Here is a 19,969-nt window from a genome sequence, read left to right as displayed (position 1 = left end):
CGGCTCCTACACCGGCCAGGGCACCAAGGGCGCGATGGGGACGGCGTCCTATCCGGGTCACGTCGCCACCGGCGGCCGGGACTGCGTCAGCTGCCATACCAAGGCAGCGAGCGGCGGCTACACCAGCTGGGCAGGCGCCGCGTTCGCCCATACCGCGGCCGACACCAACTGTTCGTCCTGCCACAACGGCTCGACGGCAAAGGGCATGACGACACCGCCGCACATCCCGGTGACGGGCGTGCAGTGCTCGAACTGCCACACGAACACCGCGGCGAGCTTCGCCACCTACACCATGAACCATTCGGCTGTTCATGCGACCAGGTGCGACAGCTGTCACAACGGGGCGTATCGGAGCCAGGGGCGAAGGGGCGCGCAAGGACCTGGCCACAGTGCCAAAGCGCAGGATTGCGGCTGCTGTCATCAAGGCGCCGCGGCCAACTTCTCGACCTGGGATGACGATCCGCGGGAATCGGCTGGTGGCTGCTCGACCACGGCGAAGTCGCTCACCCCGGCGAACCCGACGGCCAAGTCGGCGACAGCGGCCACTGCCAATCGGACCATGACCACGGCTCCGGCGAACGCGCCGCAAGCAGCGACTGCGCCGTCCGCGACGACGCCAGCGGCAAAGCCTGCCGCAACGGCTGCGGCGCCAGGCGGGAACGCGGGCATTCTGCTCAGCAACAAGCCGGTCGCGAATGCGGCGAATCCGATGGCATCGGCACCGGCAAACGACAACGTCGGAGCGGGTGGCGCGGCCAAGCCGGATGCGGCGCCGAAAGCCGGAGCCTTGCCGACCTTCTCGACGGCGCCGCAGTCGGCCAATCCTCAGGCTGCTGCTCCGGGATTGGGACAACTCCCCTCGACAGATCCGCGGACAAGGCTGTCGCCTGCGTTCGGCCGGCCAGCAGCGGACCAGTCGGAGACTTCCGCAGGCGGACTCTCGTCGCTGGATCCAACCAAGCAACTCAAGCCTGGCCTCACTGGTTTGGGGACGCCGAGCCTTGGCGCGAGAAAGTTCGATCATCTTACGGCGAGGGGACCATGCGCCTCCTGCCACAACGGAAGAGACGCCACCGGAAAGCCCCAGAACCATATCGCGACCAATGCGCCCTGCGACACTTGCCACAAGAGCACGGCCACGTTCGCCGGCGCGCGGTTCAGCCACACCGGCACGACGGCGGCGTGCAGCTCGTGCCACAACGGCACGATTGCGATGGGCAAGCCGCAGAAGCACGTCGTGACCAATGCGCCCTGCGAGACCTGCCACAAGAGCACCGCAACGTTCGCAGGCGCGCGCTTCGATCACGCCGGTACAACGGGGGCGTGCAGTTCCTGCCACAACGGCACGATCGCGATGGGCAAGCCGCAGAAGCACGTCGTGACCAATGCGCCCTGCGAGACCTGCCATAAGAGCACGACAACGTTCGCCGGCGCGCGGTTCAGCCACACCGGCACGACGGCGGCGTGCAGCTCGTGCCACAACGGCACGATCGCGATGGGCAAGCCGCAGAAGCACGTCGTGACCAACGCGCCGTGCGAGACCTGCCACAAGAGCACGGCCACGTTTGCCGGCGCGCGCTTCGATCACGCCGGTGCGACGGGAGCTTGTAGCTCCTGCCATAACGGTATGACTGCAACCGGCAAGCCGCAGAAGCACGTCGCGACCAATGCGCCTTGCGAGACCTGCCACAAGAGCACGGCCACGTTTGCCGGCGCGCGCTTCAATCACACCGGAGTCACCGCACCATGCGCCAGCTGTCACAACGGGGCGGTCGCAACCGGCAAGCCGCAGAAGCACGTCGTGACCAATGCGCCCTGCGATACCTGTCACAAGAGCACGGCAACGTTCGCCGGAGCTCGTTTCAATCACACCGGAGCCACCGCACCATGCGCAAGCTGCCACAACGGGGTGACCGCGACCGGCAAGCCGCAGAAGCACATTGTGACCAACGCAGCCTGCGACACTTGCCACAAGGGGACGGTCTCGTTCAGCGGCGCACGAATGGATCACGCGACCTTGTCCGCGCCGTGCGCGAGCTGTCACAACGGGACGACCGCAAGCGGAAAAAGCCCGCGGCATTTCGTGACCAACGCACCCTGCGAAAGCTGTCACCGAAGCGTTAGCTGGACCTCTGTCACCTACCAGCACATGTCGGCCAGCTTCCCGAACCATGGCGCTGCGATCAGCTGCGTCGGCTGCCATGCCAGCAATTCACAAGTCGTTCCCTGGAAGTTCGCGGCCTACAAGCCCGACTGCGCCGCCTGTCACGCCGGTGACTTCCATCCGCAACAGCACGCAAAGTATCTCAAGCCCGTACCGATGAACTACACCGCTGCCGAGCTCCGGGATTGCACCGGCGCCTGCCACCTCTATGCCGATCAATCCCAGACGACGATCGTGACGCGGCGACCGAAGGCGCATCGCGTGAACGGAGGCGGATGGTGAGCATGTGCAGCTTCCTCTCGCTCGCCGGCCGTTCGGCGAGCGCCGCCGTGCGGCTATCGTTTGTGCTGTGTGTTGCCGGCGCCTGCCTGTTCGGCTCGAGCGTCCGGCGCGTAAACGCCCAGCCGGTCATCGACCAGTTCGTGTCCTCCGCCGATGTCACGACGATCGGCAATTGCAGCCTGCTGCGGATCAATTTCCATGTCCGCGTCCGCTATACCGGACACTTTCCGCAGGATCGCGGTGACCAGCTGAGCATCAACCTTCAGCTGGTCGATCGCGAAGCGGTTCTGGCGCGGCGTCTGGTCAGGCGCGAGGGTATCAGGATCGAGAGGGCGCAGTCGTCGGGAATCCAGGATGTCTACCTCGCCCTGGATGAAGCCAAGGGCCCGGTCCTGGTCGCCCAGTTTGCGGGCCCGGTTGCCTACCAAGTCGTGCAATCCGGAAGCTTCGAAACGATCGCGGTGGTGATCGCACGGAAGGGGCCCGTCTCGGCCTGCAAGGTGGGGGCGCTGTTCCCAACTGCTCCTGCCCCAGGTGCTCCGGACGTCCGCAACCCCAAGCAGAAGGGCTCTGCCACCGCTCCGACCTCGGTGCGTAAAGAGGGACCTCAGCAAAGCCTTACGGAAGCCGACATCAGACTGATCGAGGGGTCGATGGACGAAGCGCGGGCTGCGGTCCGGAAAGGCAATTTCAGCAGCGCGATCGCCATCCTGCGGCGGGTCTTGAAATATCCGGAGAACAGCGCGAGCGCCGAAGCCCAGGAGTTGCTCGGCGTCGCATTCCAGAAGTCCGGGCAGACCGCTGCGGCACAGGCCGAATACGAAGACTACCTTCGGCGCTACCAGAGCGGGGAGGGCAGCGAGCGCGTCCGGCAACGTCTTGCGGCCATTCTGACTGCGACGAGCAGCGCGCCCGAGCGGCCCCGCGACATGCCGGCGGGCTCGCCCGATACGCTTCCGGTCAAGGCCGGGACGCCCACGGGCGAAACCCGTTGGTCGGTGTCAGGCAGCGCCTCTACGACCTTCATCACCAATGACAGTACGAATGCGGTGAAGGATCTGTCGACCGCTCCCAATCCGAATGCCGATGCGGACGCGCACCGCGTGCACCAGAACACGCTGCTCACCAACATCGACGTGTTCGGGACGGCCGACAATGACCGCGTCAGAACCAAATTCAAGCTGGCCTTCACCCATGAACGGCAGTTCGACACCAGCACCGACAAATACGGCGTCTCGACCGCACAGGTCGACTACACCCTCAAGGAAGCCGACGTGACGCTCCGTGTCGGCCGCCAGTCCCGCAACACGGGCGGCGTGATTGGCCGGTTCGACGGCGCGGTGGTGAGCTGGCAGCAGAGCCCCGCGTTCCGCTTCAACGTGCTGGCAGGTTCGCCAAATTGGAGCCGGTTCGACGCGCCGTTCAAGGACAACAAGTCTCTCTACGGCGCCAGCATCGATTTTGGCAAGATCCTGGGCGGCCTGGAGACGAGCGTCTACCTGATCACCCAATATGATCGGAACGTCATCGACCGCCAGGCAGTCGGAGCTGAATTTCGCTACTTCGACAGCAACAAATCGATCCTCGGCACGATCGATTACGATACCTATTTTCGACAGCTGAATGCGGCGATCTTCTCAGGGACCTATACCCTGGAGGACAAGTCGGTGTTCAATGCCTCGGTGGACTACCGCAAGGTGCCGTATCTGTCGACGTGGAATGCACTTCAGGGCCAGCCGTTCCTGACGCTTTACGACATGATGAAGTTCAACACCGCGGCGGAGATCAAGCAGTTTGCGATCGACCGCACGCCCACCTTCGAGTCGGCGATGATCAGCTACTCCAAGCCGTTGAACGATACGTGGCAGGTCAGCACCGATGCGACGGTCACGAATCTGACGGGAACGCTGCCCTCGGGCGGCGTCGATGGCACGCCGGCAAGCGGGCTGGAATATTACCTCTCCGCACAGTTGACCGGAAACAACATCTTCACGCCCGGAGACCTGTTCATGGGGGCGGTGCGCTATGCGAGCCTGGCGGATTCCAAGATCTATGTGCTCGATCTCAATTCGCGCTATCCGATCACACCCAATCTCTCAGTCAGTCCAAGGGTGCGGCTGGGCTACAGGACGGGGACCCGGACCGACCTGAAGGAATACACGTTCCTTCCATCGTTCCTTGCGACCTATCTCTGGTCCAATGAGATCAGTACGGAGGCGGAGATCGGCTACAGATACGTCGACAGCACGCTTGCCAATATCAAATCGACGACCAAGGACCTGTTCGCGACCGTGACGTTGAGGCGTGACTTCGGCGCGGATGGCGTCACCAAATGTCAGGCTTCGATGGTCAGCTGCGCATGGGCTCGCCCGGCGGCGATGGCCGCCGGCCAGAGCCCTGGGGCGGGTTTGCCGGTCAAGTCGTCGTCATCGCCGTTCGCGTCCTATGCGCTCGAGGCCGGATTGCGCTACTGGTACAGTTCGGGGCAGAACCGATACCGCTATTTTGCCGATCAGACCGGGACCGCGCAGGTATCGCGCCTGGCCTACAGCGGGCTGACCGGGCACACCGGCGAGATGTTCTTCAGGGTGGACGCACTCGATGGTCCGTTCACGAACATGTTTCTGAAGGGCTACGTTGGTGCAGGCAAGATCAGCTCAGGCAGCCTGGTCGACGAGGACTTCGCGCCCTTCGTCAATCCGTCATCCAAGACTTTGAGCAGCGCCAGCGGCCAGCTGCAGTACGCAAATCTCGACGTCGGCTTCAATCTCCTGGAGATGGAGCGATTTCGGCTCGGCGCCTTCGTCGGCTATCACTATTGGACGGAGACTGTCGATGCGCGAGGCTGCACCCAGGTCGGCGCCAATCCGGTGATCTGCGCGCCTGCGCTTGGGCCATCGGTCAAAGTCGTGACCGAGCAGGATCATTGGCACACGGGACGCGCCGGCATTACGGTGGATACGCGGCTGTGGGACCGGTTGAGCTGGCAGGCCGAGGTCGCCTATGCGTGGACCCGCCAGAACGCGGTCGATACGCACTACTTCACCTTTGGACGCGATCCCGCCTCCGGCAGCGGCAGCGGCTTTCAAGTCGAGACGGTGCTGAACTATCAACTGACTGACAGCTTTCGCCTCGGCATCGGCGGGCGCTGGTGGCATCTCAGCACGGATTCCGTGGACTCGTTCAATCAGCTCCTGAGATACACGACCGAGCGCTACGGCGTGTTTGTGCAGGGGTCCTATAAATTCAACTAATATTGGTCCAGATCTGGAGGTCTATGTCATGAACTATCAAGCAAGGGCGATCGGCCTCGGTATTGATTACGACGCCTATTTCGATCGCGCCCTTGGTCAGCTGCATCAGGAGCGCCGCTACCGGGTGTTCGCCGATCTCGAACGCCTGGCCGGCCGTTTCCCCCATGCGATCTGGCATTCGCCGGAGGGCGAGCGCGACGTCGTGATCTGGTGCTCGAACGATTATCTCGGCATGGGCCAGCATCCCAAGGTCATCGGCGCCATGGTCGATGCGGCGACGCGGATGGGGACCGGCGCCGGCGGCACCCGCAACATCGCCGGCACCAACCATCCGCTGATCGAGCTCGAGCGGGAGCTCGCCGATCTCCACGGCAAGCAGGCCGCGCTGGTCTTCACCTCAGGCTATGTCTCCAACGAGACCGGCATCTCCACCATCGCCAAGCTGCTGCCGAACTGCCTGCTGCTGTCGGATTCGCTGAACCACAATTCCATGATCGAAGGCGTCCGCAAGGCCGGCACCGAGAAGCAGATCTGGCGGCACAACGACACGGCGCATCTGGAGCAGCTCTTGCGCGCCGCCGATCCGGATCGGCCCAAGCTGATCATCTGCGAAAGCCTGTATTCGATGGACGGCGACGTCGCGCCATTGCACCGGATCTGCGACCTCGCCGAGCGCTATGGCGCGCTGACCTATGTCGACGAGGTGCATGCGGTCGGCATGTACGGCCCGCGCGGCGGCGGCATCGCCGAGCGCGACGGTGCCATGGACCGGATCGACATCCTGGAGGGCACGCTGGCCAAGGCCTATGGCTGTCTCGGCGGCTATATCGCGGCCAATGCGAACCTGATCGACGCGGTGCGCTCCTATGCGCCGGGCTTCATCTTCACCACCGCGCTGCCGCCGCCGGTCTGCGCGGCGGCCACCGCCGCGATCCGTCACCTGAAGACCTCGCAATGGGAACGGCAGCGGCATCAGGATCGCGCCGCGCGGCTCAAGGCGGTGCTGCATGCGGCGGGCCTGCCGGTGATGCCGAGCGACACCCATATCGTCCCGGTTCATGTCGGCGATCCCGAAAAGTGCAAGCTGGCCTCCGACCTCTTGTTGTCGGAGCACGGCATCTACATCCAGCCGATCAACTATCCGACCGTGCCGCGCGGGCAGGAGCGGCTGCGCATCACGCCGTCGCCCTATCATGATGACGGCCTGATCGATGCGCTCGCCGAGGCGCTGGTCGAGGTCTGGGCGCGTCTTCAGCTACGAAGGTACGAGGATCGAGGCCTTTAGTCGTCGACCCGATTCCCGCGCGACGTCGATCGGCGTTGCGCCGAGGAATCTGACGAAATCGCTCCTTGCGCTGCTGGCGGCGCGGCGCCAGCCGGGGAGCGTAGATCCATTTCCTTTTGGGGCGCCGGCATAGAACCGGCACCCCGCCACAAGCACAAATTTGGATTTCCATTTCATTGATTTCATGGGCGGCGCGGGAGATGACCATGCCATAGTTCTGAATTCCAGGAGAGGCTGAGGTGTCGTTTCGTTCCGTTTTCATGCTCCCGACCTTGCTCGTGGCCTGGTCGGTGGGCGCTTCAGCCGAGACCATCAAGGTCGGCGTGACCCCGGGGCCCCATGCGCAGATCCTGGAAGCCGTAAAGCCGATCGCCGCGAAGAGTGGGCTCGATATCCAGCTGGTCGAGTTCTCGGATTATGTCGTGCCGAATGCCGCGCTTGATGCGGGCGACATCCAGGCCAACTCGTTTCAGAACCAGCCCTATCTCGACAACCAGAAGGCCGATCGCGGCTACAAGATCGAGTCGGTCGGGTTGACCGTCAATTTCCCGATCGGGGTCTATTCCAAGAAGTACAAGACCTGGGCGGACGTGCCGGAGGGCGGCAAGATTTCGATCCCCAACGATCCGACGAATGGCGGGCGGGTGTTGCTGCTGCTGCGCGACAAGGGTGCGATCAAGCTGAAGGATGGCGTCGGCTTCAAGCCGACAGTCCTAGACATTTCCGACAATCCAAAGAAGCTGAAGTTCATCGAAGTGGACGCAGCGCAATCGCCGCGCGCGTTGGACGACGTGGACGCCGCTGCGATCAACACCAACTACGCGACCCAGGCAGGACTTGATCCGGTGAAGGACCCGATCCTGCGGGAGGACCCCAAGGGCCCCTACGTCAATCTGATCGCCGTCCGCGCCGCCGACAAGGACAAGCCCTGGGTCAGGATTCTCGTGGACAGCTACCACGCGCCAGAGGTCAAGGAATTCGTTCTGACGAAGTTCAAGGGCGCAGTACTGCCGAGTTGGTGATCCGATCGAACCGGTTGCCTGACGCTATCCCTGCAAGCACAGTTTGAAGCCGGCAGAGGCTGCGTGCCTCGTGCTTGCGTGCGTCGATTTGACGGGACGATGATCTGCGCGCAAACTTGCCGGACGGTGGCGAAGCCGGACAAGCCCGACCGGTGGGTTTCAAGCTAAAGGTCTTCATGAACCGTTTTGCAGAACTTAAGAGATTGGGATTCTTCACGCGTCTGCTCGATGATGCGGCACCGGCTGAGCGCTACCGACTGGCAACCGAGCAGATACTGCACGCGGAAAAGGCAGGTCTCGATTCAGCGTGGATTGCGCAACACCATTTCCATGAAGGCGAGGGTGGGCTTCCGTCTCCGTTCGCCTTTCTAGGATTCGTCGCCGCGCGAACCTCGCGCATCCGCTTGGGGACGGGCATCGTCACGCTCCCTTTGGAGCATCCGGTGCGCGTGGCGGAGGATGCGGCCGTTCTTGACTTGCTCTCCGGCGGGCGGCTCGAGCTTGGCGTCGGGACCGGCGGAAATCCATCCGCCTTTGCCTCGTTCGGGCTCGACAGTGCGCAGCGCGCGGAGATCTTTGCCCGCAATCTCGACATTGTCCGCAACGCACTCGGCGGGATGACGCTCCCCGGCGGCGACATGATCTATCCGCCAGGACCGCAGCTTTGCGATCGGATCTGGCAGGCGACGTTTTCGGTGAGCGGTGGCGCGAGAGCAGGCAGGACGGGTGACGGCTTGTTGTTGTCGAGGACGCAGCCCCGATCCAAGGACGCGCCACGTGCCTCGCTGGCCGAGATTCAGGACCCGATCATCGATGCCTATCTCGAGGCCCTGCCGCGGGGGCGGCAGCCAAGGATCATGGCCTCGCGCAGCGTGTTTGTCGCGGACGGTCGCAAGGAGGCGCTGCGCTTGGCCGATATCGGCCTGCGGCGTGCCCGGGAGCACTTCATCGCCGGTGGCCACGCCCCGCCCGGAGATACGCTGAGCGAGATGATCACCGCGTTCGATGTCCATGTCGGCACGGCCGACGACGTGATCGATTCACTTCGTGCCGACAGCACCCTGCAGCGGGTGACCGATCTGGTGTTTCAAGCGCATTCCATCGACCCGCCTCATCCGTTCATTCTGCGATCCATCGATCTGATGGCGAGCGTGGTGGCGCCGGCCTTGGGTTGGACGAGAGAGGCTGAAGCCGAAGCGCCAGTGGCGAACTGATGGGCACGAGACCAGCGAACGGGACCAGCGTTCCAGAGCAGAATGAAGAATGAATGGAGCCGCACATGAGCAAGATGAACCGTCGGACCGTGGTCAAGGGATCGCTCGCAGTGGCCGTGATGGCCGCAGCCGGGGCCCGCAATGCCCTGGGGCAGTCGTCCGAGCCGATCATGCTCGGGGTGAGCGGACCGCTGACCGGGCCGAATGCGCAATATGGCGCGCAATGGAAGCAGGGTTTCGACCTCGCACTGGATGAGATCCAGGCGGCCGGTGGCATCAATGGGCGCAAGCTCGCTTACAGGTTCGAGGATAGCCAGAGCGATCCGCGCCAGTCCGTCGCCATCGCCCAGAAGTTTGTGTCGGACCCGAGTATCGTGATGGAGCTCGGCGATTTCTCCAGTCCGGCATCGATGGCGGCCTCGCCGATCTACCAGCGCGGAGGCCTGGTCCAGTTCGGCTTCACGAACTCCCATCCGGATTTCACCAAGGGCGGCGACTTCATGTGGAGCACCTCGGTGAGCCAGGCGGACGAGCAGCCGCTGCTGGCGCGCTACGCGGTGAGCAAGCTTGGGCTCAAGAAGCTCGCCATTCTGCACCTGAACACCGATTGGGGGCGTACCAGCCGCGACTATTTCGCCAGCGCCGCCAAGGAGCTTGGCGCCGAGGTGGCCATCACGGAAGGCTATATTTCCGACGAGCGCGATTTCCGGTCGACGCTGGTGCGCGTTCGCGATGCCAATCCGGATGGTCTCATCCTGATCTCGTATTATTCGGATGGCGCGCTGATCGCACGTCAAGCGCGACAGCTCGGCCTGAAGCAGACGATCTGCGCTGCGAGTTCGGTCTACTCGCCGAAATTTTTGGAGCTCGGTGGAGAGGCGGTCGAGAACGTTCATCTCGGCACCAGGTATTTTCCAGAGGACCCGCGGCCGGAGGTGCGCAAGTTCATCTCGGGCTTCAAGGCAAAATACAACGGCCAGGAACCCGATGCGTTCAACGCCTATTCCTACGATGCGATGAATGTGGCGGCGGCCGTGCTGAGAATTGGCGGGACCGATCGCCGCGCCATTCGCGATGCCTTCGCCAAGGTCCACGACGTCTCCACGGTCATCTTCGGACCGGCGACCTTCGATATCCAGACCCGCCGCGTCAAAGGCGCCATGAATGCAGAACTCGTCGTCAAGAAAGGTCAATTCACGCTGTGGGATGGCAAGCCGAGCTGATGTTCACTGGCCGGCTTCAATAGGCGCCGGCGCTTTTGATTAGGAATCACGCGTGTCTTCCTGGCTCGACTACACGATCAATGGGCTGATCGTCGGCAACGTCTATGCACTCATCGCGGTCGGGCTTGCCCTGATCTTCGGCGTCAGCCGCTTGATCAATTTCGCGCAAGGCTCGATCTACCTTGTCGGCGCCTATATCGGCTGGGTCGCGGTGGTCGGGCTGCACACGCCGCTGCTCCTGACCATCTTTCTGGTCGTGGCAGCCTCCGCGCTGGTCGGATTGATCATCGAGCGCTTCGGGTTGCGCCCGCTGCAAAATTCGGCACGTATCGCACCGCTCCTGGCTACGATCGGCATCAGCTTCGTGCTCGATCAGCTCGTCATGCTCACCTTCTCGCCCAATCCGCGAGCGCTGCCGAGCCAGCTGCCGGATATCCGTTACCAGATCGGCAACGGAACGATCGGTCCGCTCGACATCTTGATCGCCGGCATTGGCATCACCAGCGCTGCTCTGCTCTTCGTTTTCCTACGCTACAGCAAACTCGGCTGGGCCGTGCGAGCCACAGCGCAGGACCGCGAGGCTGCCATGCAGATGGGGGTTGACGTCAACCGGGTCAATCAGACCGTGTTCGGGATAGCTGCCGCGCTTGGCGGGCTCTCCGGCATGCTGGTCGGCATGTATTACAACCAGATCGATACAGCGATGAGCCTTCAGGCGACGCTCAAGGGCGTCGTCGCGGAGGTGGCCGGCGGGGCGGGCAATGTGCCCGGCGCGGTCGTCGGCGGTCTCCTGCTTGGGCTGGTCGAAAGCTACGGTGTCGCGCTGTTCGGCACCAGTTATCGCAATCTCTTCGCGTTTCTACTGCTGATCCTGGTCCTCGTGCTGCGGCCGAACGGCCTGTTCGCGAGCTCCAAGCAAACCCCTCCGGAGCCGCTGACCGGCACTTTCGTTGCACCCAGCCGTCCGCTCCGGATTCCGCGCTGGAGCTTGGCGATCGCGGTCGTGGTGTTCGCATCGCTGCCGCTGCTGCCACTCTCGTCCTACGTGCTTCAGGTTCTCACCAATGCCTGGCTGTTCGCCATGCTGGCGCTCAGCCTGACGCTTGTCGCCGGCACGGTGGGGCAGGTTTCCCTGGGCCATGCCGCGCTGCTTGCAATCGGTGCCTACACGTCGGCGCTGCTTTCGCTCGAGCTTTCCGTGCCGGTCGGAATTGCGATCATCTGCGGCGGACTGATGAGTGCTGGGCTCGGCACGGCTCTTATCTCGCCATCTTTCCGATTGCGCGGTCACTACGTCTCGATTGCAACATTGGCGATCGGCGAGATCGTATCCTTGGTCATCTTGAACTGGGAATCGGTCACGCGCGGACCGATCGGCATTTCGGGCATTCCGCCACTGTCGCTGTTTGGCTACGAGCTGGTCAGCCCTGCAGCAGTCTACTGGTTCAGCTTCGCCGTCATGGTTCTGCTGGCGCTGCTGCAGACGAGGCTGCTTGCGTCGCATCTCGGTCGCAGCTTCCGTGCCATCCGCGACGACGACGTGGCCGCGCGCAGCTACGGCCTGGGATTGAACCGTTACAAATCGCTGGCATTCATTTACGGCGGATTCGCTGCCGGCGTGAGCGGAGGCATCGCTGCCCACCTGTACTCCTATATCAATCACGAGACCTTCAACACGCAGCAATCCATCCTGGCGCTCACTATCGTGATCCTGGGAGGATTGGGCAACGTGGTGGGCGCTATCGTCGGATCGGTAGCGCTGGTTGGTCTGCCCGAAGTGTTCCGCGTCGCAGCCGAGTACCGCATCCTGATCTACGGCATCGTCCTGTTGCTGCTGGTGCGATTCAGGCCGCAGGGCCTGCTGGGGACGATCTGATGGCCGCACCCAGCGCAGCGCAGACGAACGCGACCGGCGGTGGCCCGTCAACCCTGCTTTCCTTGCGCGGGCTGACCCGGCGCTTTGGCGGACTCACGGCGGTGGACGGCATCGACCTCGATCTCGCCGAGGGCGAACTCGTGAGCATCATCGGCCCGAACGGTGCCGGCAAGACGACCTTGTTCAATCTCGTCACCGGGCTGGATGCGCCCGGCGCAGGTCAGGTGTTTTTCGATGGCCGGGACATCACAGGTCTGTCGCCCGAGAGGCTGGCCGCCGGCGGCATGGCGCGCACATTCCAACTGGGGCGCGTCTTCGGCAATCTCAGCGTGATGGACAATGTCCTGATCGGTGCCCATACGCGGCTCCGCGCCGTCAGGCCGCCGGCGATCCTGGCCGCGCCGTTGCTCGAGCTCGGCTTGGCGCTGCTGCGGCCGGGCAGCGTGAAGCTTGAGGAGGAGCGGCTGCGCGAGGAGGTGAGGGGGATTCTTGCCCGGTTCGGCGAGCGTCTCCTGCCACGGATCGACCAGCCAGCTTACAGCCTGTCCTACGCCAATCGCCGGCGGGTCGAGATCGCACGTGCGCTCGCGCTCCGGCCGCGGCTGCTGCTGCTCGACGAGCCGACCGCGGGGATGAACCCGACCGAGACCAGCGAGATGCAGGAGCTGATCGCCGAACTGAAGGCGGAGGGTCTGACGATCCTTCTGATCGAGCACAAGCTCGACATGGTGATGCGCCTGTCCGACCGTGTCGTCGTCATGGACGAGGGCAAGAAGATCGCCGAGGGGACCGGCGAGGAGGTGCGTAACGATCCCAAGGTGATCGAGGCATATCTCGGTCATGGCCTGTCGCAACCCGCGGACGACGAAGAGACGGTGGCATGAACCCACCATCCTGCTCCGATCCGCTGCTGCGACTGTCTGCGATCAATACCTTCTATGGCCAGGCGCAGGTGCATTTCGACCTCTCGATCGAGGTGCCGCGCAGTCATATCGTGTGCCTGCTTGGCGGCAATGCCAGCGGGAAGTCGACCACGATGAAGATCATTCTCGGCCTGGTGCGGCCGCGCTCGGGCGAGTTTGAGTTCGACGGAACCTCGATGCTCGGTTTGACGACGCCGCAGATCGTGCGCCGCGGTATCGCGTCCGTGCCGGAGGCGCGCCGGCTGTTCGCGGACATGAGTGTTCGCGAGAACATCCTGATGGGCGCATTCGTGCGCACGGACGGTGCGGAGGTCGGGCGTGACCTGGATCGCATGCTGACGCTATTTCCAAAGCTCGGAGAGCGGCTGTCGCAACGGGCCGGCTCGCTGTCCGGTGGCGAGCAGCAGATGGTCGCCATGGCCCGTGCGCTGATGAGCCGCCCCCGATTGATCGTCATGGACGAGCCCACCATGGGGCTGTCACCGCTCTATGTCGATCGTGTGCTGGAGCTGATCCGGACGATCAACCAGGAGGGCGTCTCGATCTTCATGGTCGAGCAGAACGCAAGCCTTGCTCTCGAAATCGCCCATGAGGCCTATGTTCTGCAAACCGGCAGGATCGTCCTGTCCGGTCCGGCGCGCGAGCTCAGGCAAGACCCGCGCGTGCGCGACGCTTATCTCGGCGGTGCCACCTCTGAATGAGAGGGAGCGGCGACCTGCGGGCGAGCGCACCTGCCACCCCGGTCGGCCAGGTGGGTCAAACCCAGCCGCCGTCGACGATGTAGTTCTGGTTGGTGCAGGCGCCGCTGTCGTCCGCAGCAAAGAAGAGGACGACGCGGGCGATGTCATCCGGCACGAGCTTGCGCTTGAGGCATTGGCGCTGCATGATTTCGGCCTCACCCTCAGGTGTTAACCAGAGATCCTGCTGCCGCTGGGTCATGATCCATCCGGGCAGGATGGAATTGACGCGCACGTTGTTCGGCCCGAGGTCGCGGGCGAGCGCACGGGTCAGGCCCTGAATCGCTGATTTGGCGGTGGTGTAGCAGGGCATGTTGCCTTGGCCGATCACCCAGCTCACCGAGCCGATGTTGACGATCGAGCCGCCGCCTGCCTGGGTCATGTCCGGCGCGATCGCCTGGGCGGCAAAGAACTGGTGTTTGAGATTCACTGCGATCCGCTCGTCCCAATATTCGGGCGTGACCTCCTCGATGGTGTGACGGTCGTCGCGAGCCGCGTTGTTGACCAGGATGGTGATCGGCCCCAGCGCCTCGCGGACGCCGGCGACCGCGCGCCGCAGGGCGGCGATATCGCGCAGGTCGGCGGGCTCGAAATGCACCTTGGCATCGGCTGGCAGGTCGGCCAGCAGCTGATTTGAGGCTTTCACATCGATGTCGATGAAGCCGACCCGCGAGCCTTGGCCGACGAATTGCCGAACGATGGCCTCGCCGATGCCGGAACCGCCGCCGGTCACCAGTACGGTCCGGTCCTTGAGACTTGGATAGATAGCGCCCTGCATTGGCGTCCTCTCGATGTGGCGCCTGAAGGGCGTCGGTTGCACGGCTGCAGCTCGAACAAGGGCCGCAGCTTCCGGTGTTCACTCGCTGCTTTCCATGCGGGTCCGGTCCACCACACGCAAGGTCCGCCGCACCATGCCATCGACGATCGCCGCCGACTCGCAGGGACGCACATAGATCGCCGTGGACTTGAGCAGCCACGGCAACACCGCCTGCGCGAGCCGCTCCTCATAAGCGTGGCGCATCATGTCAAATCCCTGCAGGCCGGGGCCGGCCAGGATGACATGGTTGGGGCGCAGCACTGAAATCGTTGCGGCAACGGCCTCCGCAAGCGCGTGGCCTGCCTGCTGGAACAACTGCTCGAAGCGGGGATCGCCGCCCAGTGCTCGCTGGCGAAGCAAGTCCATCTGCGCCTCCGACGGCTGCTGCGATGCCGCAGGCGGCAGGTCGAGAAAGGTGCGGGCATCGCGATAGAGCGCATAGTCGGCGAGGTAGGCCTCGACGCAGCCGCGCTGGCCGCAGCGGCATTGCGGACCGTTCGGCGCCAATTTGATGTGGCCGATCTCGCTGCCGGCGCCCCAGCGCGCTTCGCCGTCGACGACGACGCCCATCCCGACGCCGTGGCCGACCATGATCGTGGCCGACAGGCCCTCTGCCAGTGCCGGTTCGGCGGCTGCCAGCGCCAGCGCGACTGCGACCGCATCGTTCGCCATCACGACCTCGACCCCGAACGCCTGACGCAGCGGCTTCGCCAGATCGACATCGGTGACCGACAACGCGGGACTCCACAGATGCCGGCCGGCGTCGGCATTGACGATGCCCTGCAGCGCAATTCCGATTCCGAGCAGCCGGTGGCGCGGCGTCGCGGTCGCGTCAAGCATCGCGTCGATCTGCGTGATTACGAGATCGCACAACGCAGCTGCATCGAGAGCGCGCGTCGCCAGCGTCAGTCGCGATTGCGCCAGACCGGAGCCACTGAAGTCTGCGATCAGCGTCTCGATCAGGTTCATGCGCAGCGAAACCGCAATGATGCGGCCGAACTCCGGATTCATGGTCAGCAGCACCGCCGGCCGGCCACGGCGACGGCCATTCAGCCCGTCAGCATCCTCTTCATCGGTATCGTCGGGCCACGATGTCGCTGCCCCGGCTTCGGTCTCGGCCTCGCACAGCAGTTCTTCCGACATCAGTTTCGACGTGATCGCCGAAATGGCCGGGAAGCTCAGCCCCGTACTCCGTGCGAGCTCCACGCGCGGCAACGGCCCTTGGCGCCGCAAGACCTCGACGAGGCGGCCGCGATTTGATCCGCGGGTCACACTCGCAGCACGTCTCGTCGGTTCGGGTTCGTCATCCATGCCGGTGTTTTAATTCGATAGGTGAAGTTAATCAACGTGTGCGGTGCGGCCGTGAAGAAGTGACGCAGCGAAAGTCTGCCTGATTGTGCCTCATGCGCTATTTTTGCGGGAGCGAAGGAGCAAGAACATCCTTGACCTGAGGTATTCTTCTCCATAATTTATTCGAAGCGTAAATAAAATAAGGCGCAAGAAGCGCCGCGCATGAATCCCCTCATAACGGGGGTGACATAAGGGAGAGGTGCACATGAAGGGCTCAATGAAGCTGATCGTGCCACTGCTGGCGAGCGCAGCTGTGCTCGTGACGGCCATCGGGACGGCGCAGGCTCAGCAGAAAAAGACCATCGCGCTGGTGACCAACGTCGCGGCCGATTTCTGGACCATCGCCGGTCGCGGGCTTGAGAAGGCGCAGAAAGAACACCCGGATTACAATATCGAGTTGATCGTCACCAACGAAGGGACCGCGGCGGGCCAGCGGCGGGAACTGGATGACTTGCTGGTGCGCGGCGTCGCCGGCATCTCCATCTCCGTCGACGATGCCCCACATGCAACGGAAGAACTCAACAAGGTCGCCGCCAAGACCGTGTTGATCACGACCGACAGCGACGCGCCGCAGAGCAATCGTCTTGCCTATATCGGCACCGACAATGTCGCGGCCGGGCGGCAGGCCGGCGAGGAGATCAAGAAGGCGCTGCCGAACGGCGGCAAGATCGCGCTGTTTGTCGGAACGATGGACGCTGACAATGCTCGCGAGCGGGTGCAGGGGATCAAGGACGCGATCGCCGGCACTAAGGTCGAACTGGTCGACGTGTTCACCGACCAGGTGGATTTCGCCAAGGCCAAGGCGAATATGGAGAACGTGCTCGTCAAATATCCCGACATTGCGCTGTTGTCGGGTCTGTGGAGCTACGAGACGCCGCTGATCTATGACGCGGTGAAGGCGGCCGGCAAAGCCGGCAAGGTGAAGATCGTCGGCTTCGACGAGGACCAGCGCACGCTGCGGGGCATCTCGGACGGCACCATCGAATCCACCGTCGTGCAGCAACCCTACGAGTTCGGCTATCTCTCCGCCACCAACATCATCAAGACGCTGAATGGCGACAAGTCCTGGATCCCGAAGGACAGCAAGCTGATCGTGCCGACCAAGGTGATCGACAAGACCAACGTCGCGCAGTTCACCGCATCGATGAAAGAGCTGCTGAAGAAGTAACAACAGCGGTGCTTTACCGCCTGGCGGCCACCGCCGCCGGGCGTTGTGCGGGAGGAAACGCCGAATGGCGGAGACGTTGCTGGAACTTGCCGGGATCAGCAAGACCTATCCCGGTGTCAGGGCCCTCGACGATGTCAACCTGCGCGTCGAGCGCGGCGAGGTGCTGGGACTGATCGGCGAGAACGGTGCCGGCAAATCGACCTTGATGCGCGTGCTGGCGGGCGTGATCGCGCCAAGCGCAGGCGTGATCCGCATCGGCGGCAACGATCATGCGCGCATGACGGTGAGCGAGGCGACGCGGGCCGGCATCGCCTTCGTCCACCAGGAACTGAACCTGTTCGAGAATCTCGATGTCGCGGCCAACGTATTCATCGGGCGCGAGACGCTGATCGGCGGTCCGTTGAAGCTGGTGGACAACACGAAGATGCGTGCCCGGGTGACGCCGCTGCTGGAGCGGTTGGGCGCCGATTTCATGCCGGATACGCCGGTCGACAACCTGTCGATCGCGCAGCGCCAGATGGTGGAGATCGCCAAGGCGCTTTCGATCGACGCCCGCGTCATCATCATGGACGAGCCGACCTCCAGCCTGACGATCTCCGAGACCGAACGGTTGCTGGAGGTGATTGCCGACCTGAAGGGGCATGGCATTTCAGTGATCTATATCTCCCACCGGCTTGGCGAGATCACGACTTGCGCGGACCGCGTCGTGGTGCTGCGCGACGGGCGCACGGTCGGCGAACTGGCGCGGCACGAACTCAGCCATGCCGCGATGATCCGGCTGATGATCGGTCGCGACCTGAAGGCGCTATATACGCCGCCGGGACGGCCGCCGCAGCCGGGCGGCTGCGATATCGTCGGCCTCGTCACATCAGCGTTTCCCGACCGGCAGATCAATCTTTCCGTGCGCCGTGGCGAGATCCTCGGCCTGGCAGGGCTGGTAGGTGCGGGCCGCACCTCGCTGGCCCGCGCGGCCTTCGGCATCGACCCGCTGCTTGGCGGGGAGATCAGGATCGACAACGAGCCGGTCGGTGTCGCTTCCCCGCGCGATGCGATCAGGCAAGGGATCTATCTGGTCCCGGAGGACCGCAAGAAATCCGGGCTCGTGCTGGATCTGCCGATCCGGGAGAACGTGACGCTCGCGAACCTTTTGAACTATGCGCGGATGTGGCTGGTGAGCGGCACAGCCGAACGCAAGGTCGCCAAGGAACAGATGAGACGTCTGTCCATCAAGGCGCCGAGCGCCGATATGGAGGCCGTGACGCTCTCCGGCGGTAACCAGCAGAAAGTGGTGCTGGGCAAGTGGCTTTCGATGCAGCCACGGGTAATGTTCTTCGACGAACCGACCCGTGGCATCGATGTCGGTGCCAAGAGCGAGATCTACCTGCTGATGCGCCATCTCGCCGATCAGGGCGTCGCGATCGTGATGATCTCCTCGGATATGGAGGAGGTGATCGGCGTCTCCGATCGGGTGGCGGTCATGCATGAGGGCTGTGTCAGCGGCGTGCTGCCGCGCGAGCAGCTCAGCGAATACAACGTGCTGCGGCTGGCGATCGGCCAAGCGCTGGAAACCGTGGAAGCCGCTGCGCCATGATGAAGAAGGAACTCGGCCTGCTCCTGCTCCTGGTCGTGATTTCCGCGATCACGGGCGCCATCAATCCGGCCTTTCTGTCGCTGGTGAACTTGCTGAACATGGCCAATCTGATCGGCCTGTTCGGTGTGTTCGCGCTGGGCGAGGGGCTCGTGATCATCACGGGAGGCATCGATCTCTCGCTTGGCTCGATGTTCGCGCTGCTTGGCGTGGTCTTCATCGACCTTCTCACGACTTATGAGATCTATTGGCCGCTCGCGCTGCTGCTTGTCCTGGCGGGCGGGCTGGCTCTCGGCGCGATCCAGGGTTTCCTGATCACGCGGCTGAAAATGCAGCCCTTCATCGTCACGCTGTGCGGGTTGCTGATCTATCGCGGCGCCGCCCGCTACTATACCAGCGATTCGACGCGGGGGTTCGGCTACGGTGATGAAGCCAAGACATTGAGCGACATCGCGTCCGGTAGTATCGCCGGCATTCCGAACACCTTCATCTTCCTGATCATCCTTGCGCTGATCCTGGGCGTGCTGCTGCACCGCTCGGTCTACGGGCGCTGGCTCTATGCGGTGGGCAAGAACGAGGAAGCGGCGCGCTTCTCCGGTATCAACACGGACCTCGTGATCGCGACGGCCTATATCATCAGCGGCGGGCTCGCGGGCGTCTCAACCGTGCTGTTCGTGTTCTATACGAACTCGGTGTCTCCGAGCTCGTTCGGCAATTTCTACGAACTCTACGCCATCGCAGCTGCCGTTCTGGGTGGGTGCAGCCTGCGCGGCGGTGAAGGCTCCATTCTGGGCATCGTGCTGGGAACGGCGCTGCTGCAGGTGCTGCAGAACCTCGTGAATATCCTGGGCATCCCCAATTCCCTCAACTTCGCCGTGATGGGGACGGTGATCTTGCTCGGCGTGCTGGCGGACCAGCAATTGCAGGCGCGCCGGCGCCGCCAGATGGCGCTGGCCGGGCCGGCCCGCACGACACCGAGATCGACGCTTGTGCAGGGGATGCAGAGCGCATCACCCGGCGGCGCGGCTGCGTTGCCGACGAGAACAGGTGATCAGGCATAATGGCT

The 19,969-nt window shown here is 63.5% G+C and carries 13 protein-coding genes and 1 pseudogene; 12 read left to right on the top strand and 2 right to left on the bottom strand.

Annotated elements, in window-relative coordinates:
* The 9 genes and pseudogenes from QXZ85_RS31090 to QXZ85_RS31050 all read left to right on the top strand — a co-directional run.
* Nucleotides 1-2,446, top strand: a pseudogene (locus tag QXZ85_RS31090) (hypothetical protein); the annotation flags it as partial.
* A 2-nt stretch (nt 2,447-2,448) separates the two neighbouring features.
* A complete protein-coding gene (locus tag QXZ85_RS31085; RefSeq protein WP_316175474.1) occupies nt 2,449-5,700 on the top strand; it encodes a tetratricopeptide repeat protein in 3,252 nt (1,083 codons plus the stop codon).
* 28 nt (nt 5,701-5,728) lie between these two features.
* A complete protein-coding gene (gene hemA / locus QXZ85_RS31080) occupies nt 5,729-6,985 on the top strand; it encodes a 5-aminolevulinate synthase (protein ID WP_410052835.1) in 1,257 nt (418 codons plus the stop codon).
* A 260-nt stretch (nt 6,986-7,245) separates the two neighbouring features.
* Nucleotides 7,246-8,007, top strand: a complete 762-nt coding sequence (locus QXZ85_RS31075; RefSeq protein WP_315704249.1) for a MetQ/NlpA family ABC transporter substrate-binding protein — start codon at nt 7,246-7,248, stop codon at nt 8,005-8,007.
* Nucleotides 8,008-8,183: 176 nt separating this feature from the next.
* Nucleotides 8,184-9,221, top strand: a complete 1,038-nt coding sequence (locus tag QXZ85_RS31070) for a putative FMN-dependent luciferase-like monooxygenase (protein ID WP_316175476.1) — start codon at nt 8,184-8,186, stop codon at nt 9,219-9,221.
* 65 nt (nt 9,222-9,286) lie between these two features.
* Nucleotides 9,287-10,444, top strand: coding sequence for an ABC transporter substrate-binding protein (locus QXZ85_RS31065; protein WP_316175472.1), 1,158 nt, complete (start codon nt 9,287-9,289; stop codon nt 10,442-10,444).
* 52 nt (nt 10,445-10,496) lie between these two features.
* A complete protein-coding gene (locus tag QXZ85_RS31060) occupies nt 10,497-12,320 on the top strand; it encodes an ABC transporter permease (RefSeq protein ID WP_316175470.1) in 1,824 nt (607 codons plus the stop codon).
* Nucleotides 12,320-13,204 (top strand): ABC transporter ATP-binding protein, encoded by an 885-nt coding sequence (locus tag QXZ85_RS31055; protein ID WP_315744413.1) that lies wholly within the window; start codon nt 12,320-12,322, stop codon nt 13,202-13,204. Before QXZ85_RS31060 ends, QXZ85_RS31055 begins: the two co-directional genes overlap by 1 nt.
* Nucleotides 13,201-13,944, top strand: a complete 744-nt coding sequence (locus QXZ85_RS31050; RefSeq protein WP_315703207.1) for an ABC transporter ATP-binding protein — start codon at nt 13,201-13,203, stop codon at nt 13,942-13,944. Before QXZ85_RS31055 ends, QXZ85_RS31050 begins: the two co-directional genes overlap by 4 nt.
* Before the next feature lie 55 nt (nt 13,945-13,999).
* Here QXZ85_RS31050 and QXZ85_RS31045 read toward each other — a convergent pair whose 3' ends face one another.
* Nucleotides 14,000-14,758, bottom strand: a complete 759-nt coding sequence (locus QXZ85_RS31045; RefSeq protein ID WP_315769420.1) for an SDR family oxidoreductase — start codon at nt 14,756-14,758, stop codon at nt 14,000-14,002.
* A gap of 78 nt (nt 14,759-14,836) precedes the next feature.
* Nucleotides 14,837-16,108: an ROK family protein gene (locus QXZ85_RS31040; RefSeq protein WP_316175467.1), complete on the bottom strand. Its 1,272-nt coding sequence runs from the start codon at nt 16,106-16,108 to the stop codon at nt 14,837-14,839.
* 244 nt (nt 16,109-16,352) lie between these two features.
* On the opposite strand from QXZ85_RS31040, the gene QXZ85_RS31035 reads away from it, so the two are divergent.
* The 3 genes from QXZ85_RS31035 to QXZ85_RS31025 all read left to right on the top strand — a co-directional run bounded on the left by QXZ85_RS31035 (nt 16,353) and on the right by QXZ85_RS31025 (nt 19,964).
* Complete coding sequence (locus QXZ85_RS31035) at nt 16,353-17,315, top strand: sugar-binding protein (protein ID WP_315703210.1); 963 nt, start codon at nt 16,353-16,355, stop codon at nt 17,313-17,315.
* A gap of 64 nt (nt 17,316-17,379) precedes the next feature.
* Entirely contained in the window at nt 17,380-18,906 is a 1,527-nt protein-coding gene (locus QXZ85_RS31030; protein WP_315703211.1) for a sugar ABC transporter ATP-binding protein, read from the top strand.
* The gene (locus tag QXZ85_RS31025) at nt 18,903-19,964 is read left to right on the top strand and encodes an ABC transporter permease (RefSeq protein ID WP_315703212.1); all 1,062 of its coding nucleotides are present in this window, start codon (nt 18,903-18,905) and stop codon (nt 19,962-19,964) included. The genes QXZ85_RS31030 and QXZ85_RS31025 overlap by 4 nt, the downstream gene beginning before the upstream one ends.
* Nucleotides 19,965-19,969: the final 5 nt, after the last annotated feature.

It is taken from the genome of Bradyrhizobium sp. SZCCHNGR1005 (assembly GCF_032489995.1).
Classification (GTDB): Bacteria; Pseudomonadota; Alphaproteobacteria; order Rhizobiales; family Xanthobacteraceae; genus Bradyrhizobium.
This window is presented reverse-complemented; position numbering and strand designations above follow the sequence as displayed.

Coding starts and splice junctions, on each gene's coding strand:
- QXZ85_RS31055 (WP_315744413.1), top strand. CDS start 12,320: ATGGCCGCACCCAGCGCAGCGCAGACGAACGCGACCGGCGGTGGCCCG.
- QXZ85_RS31035 (WP_315703210.1), top strand. CDS start 16,353: ATGAAGGGCTCAATGAAGCTGATCGTGCCACTGCTGGCGAGCGCAGCT.
- hemA (WP_410052835.1), top strand. CDS start 5,729: ATGAACTATCAAGCAAGGGCGATCGGCCTCGGTATTGATTACGACGCC.
- QXZ85_RS31030 (WP_315703211.1), top strand. CDS start 17,380: ATGGCGGAGACGTTGCTGGAACTTGCCGGGATCAGCAAGACCTATCCC.
- QXZ85_RS31040 (WP_316175467.1), bottom strand. CDS start 16,108: ATGGATGACGAACCCGAACCGACGAGACGTGCTGCGAGTGTGACCCGC.
- QXZ85_RS31075 (WP_315704249.1), top strand. CDS start 7,246: ATGCTCCCGACCTTGCTCGTGGCCTGGTCGGTGGGCGCTTCAGCCGAG.
- QXZ85_RS31085 (WP_316175474.1), top strand. CDS start 2,449: ATGTGCAGCTTCCTCTCGCTCGCCGGCCGTTCGGCGAGCGCCGCCGTG.
- QXZ85_RS31050 (WP_315703207.1), top strand. CDS start 13,201: ATGAACCCACCATCCTGCTCCGATCCGCTGCTGCGACTGTCTGCGATC.
- QXZ85_RS31045 (WP_315769420.1), bottom strand. CDS start 14,758: ATGCAGGGCGCTATCTATCCAAGTCTCAAGGACCGGACCGTACTGGTG.
- QXZ85_RS31070 (WP_316175476.1), top strand. CDS start 8,184: ATGAACCGTTTTGCAGAACTTAAGAGATTGGGATTCTTCACGCGTCTG.
- QXZ85_RS31025 (WP_315703212.1), top strand. CDS start 18,903: ATGATGAAGAAGGAACTCGGCCTGCTCCTGCTCCTGGTCGTGATTTCC.
- QXZ85_RS31065 (WP_316175472.1), top strand. CDS start 9,287: ATGAGCAAGATGAACCGTCGGACCGTGGTCAAGGGATCGCTCGCAGTG.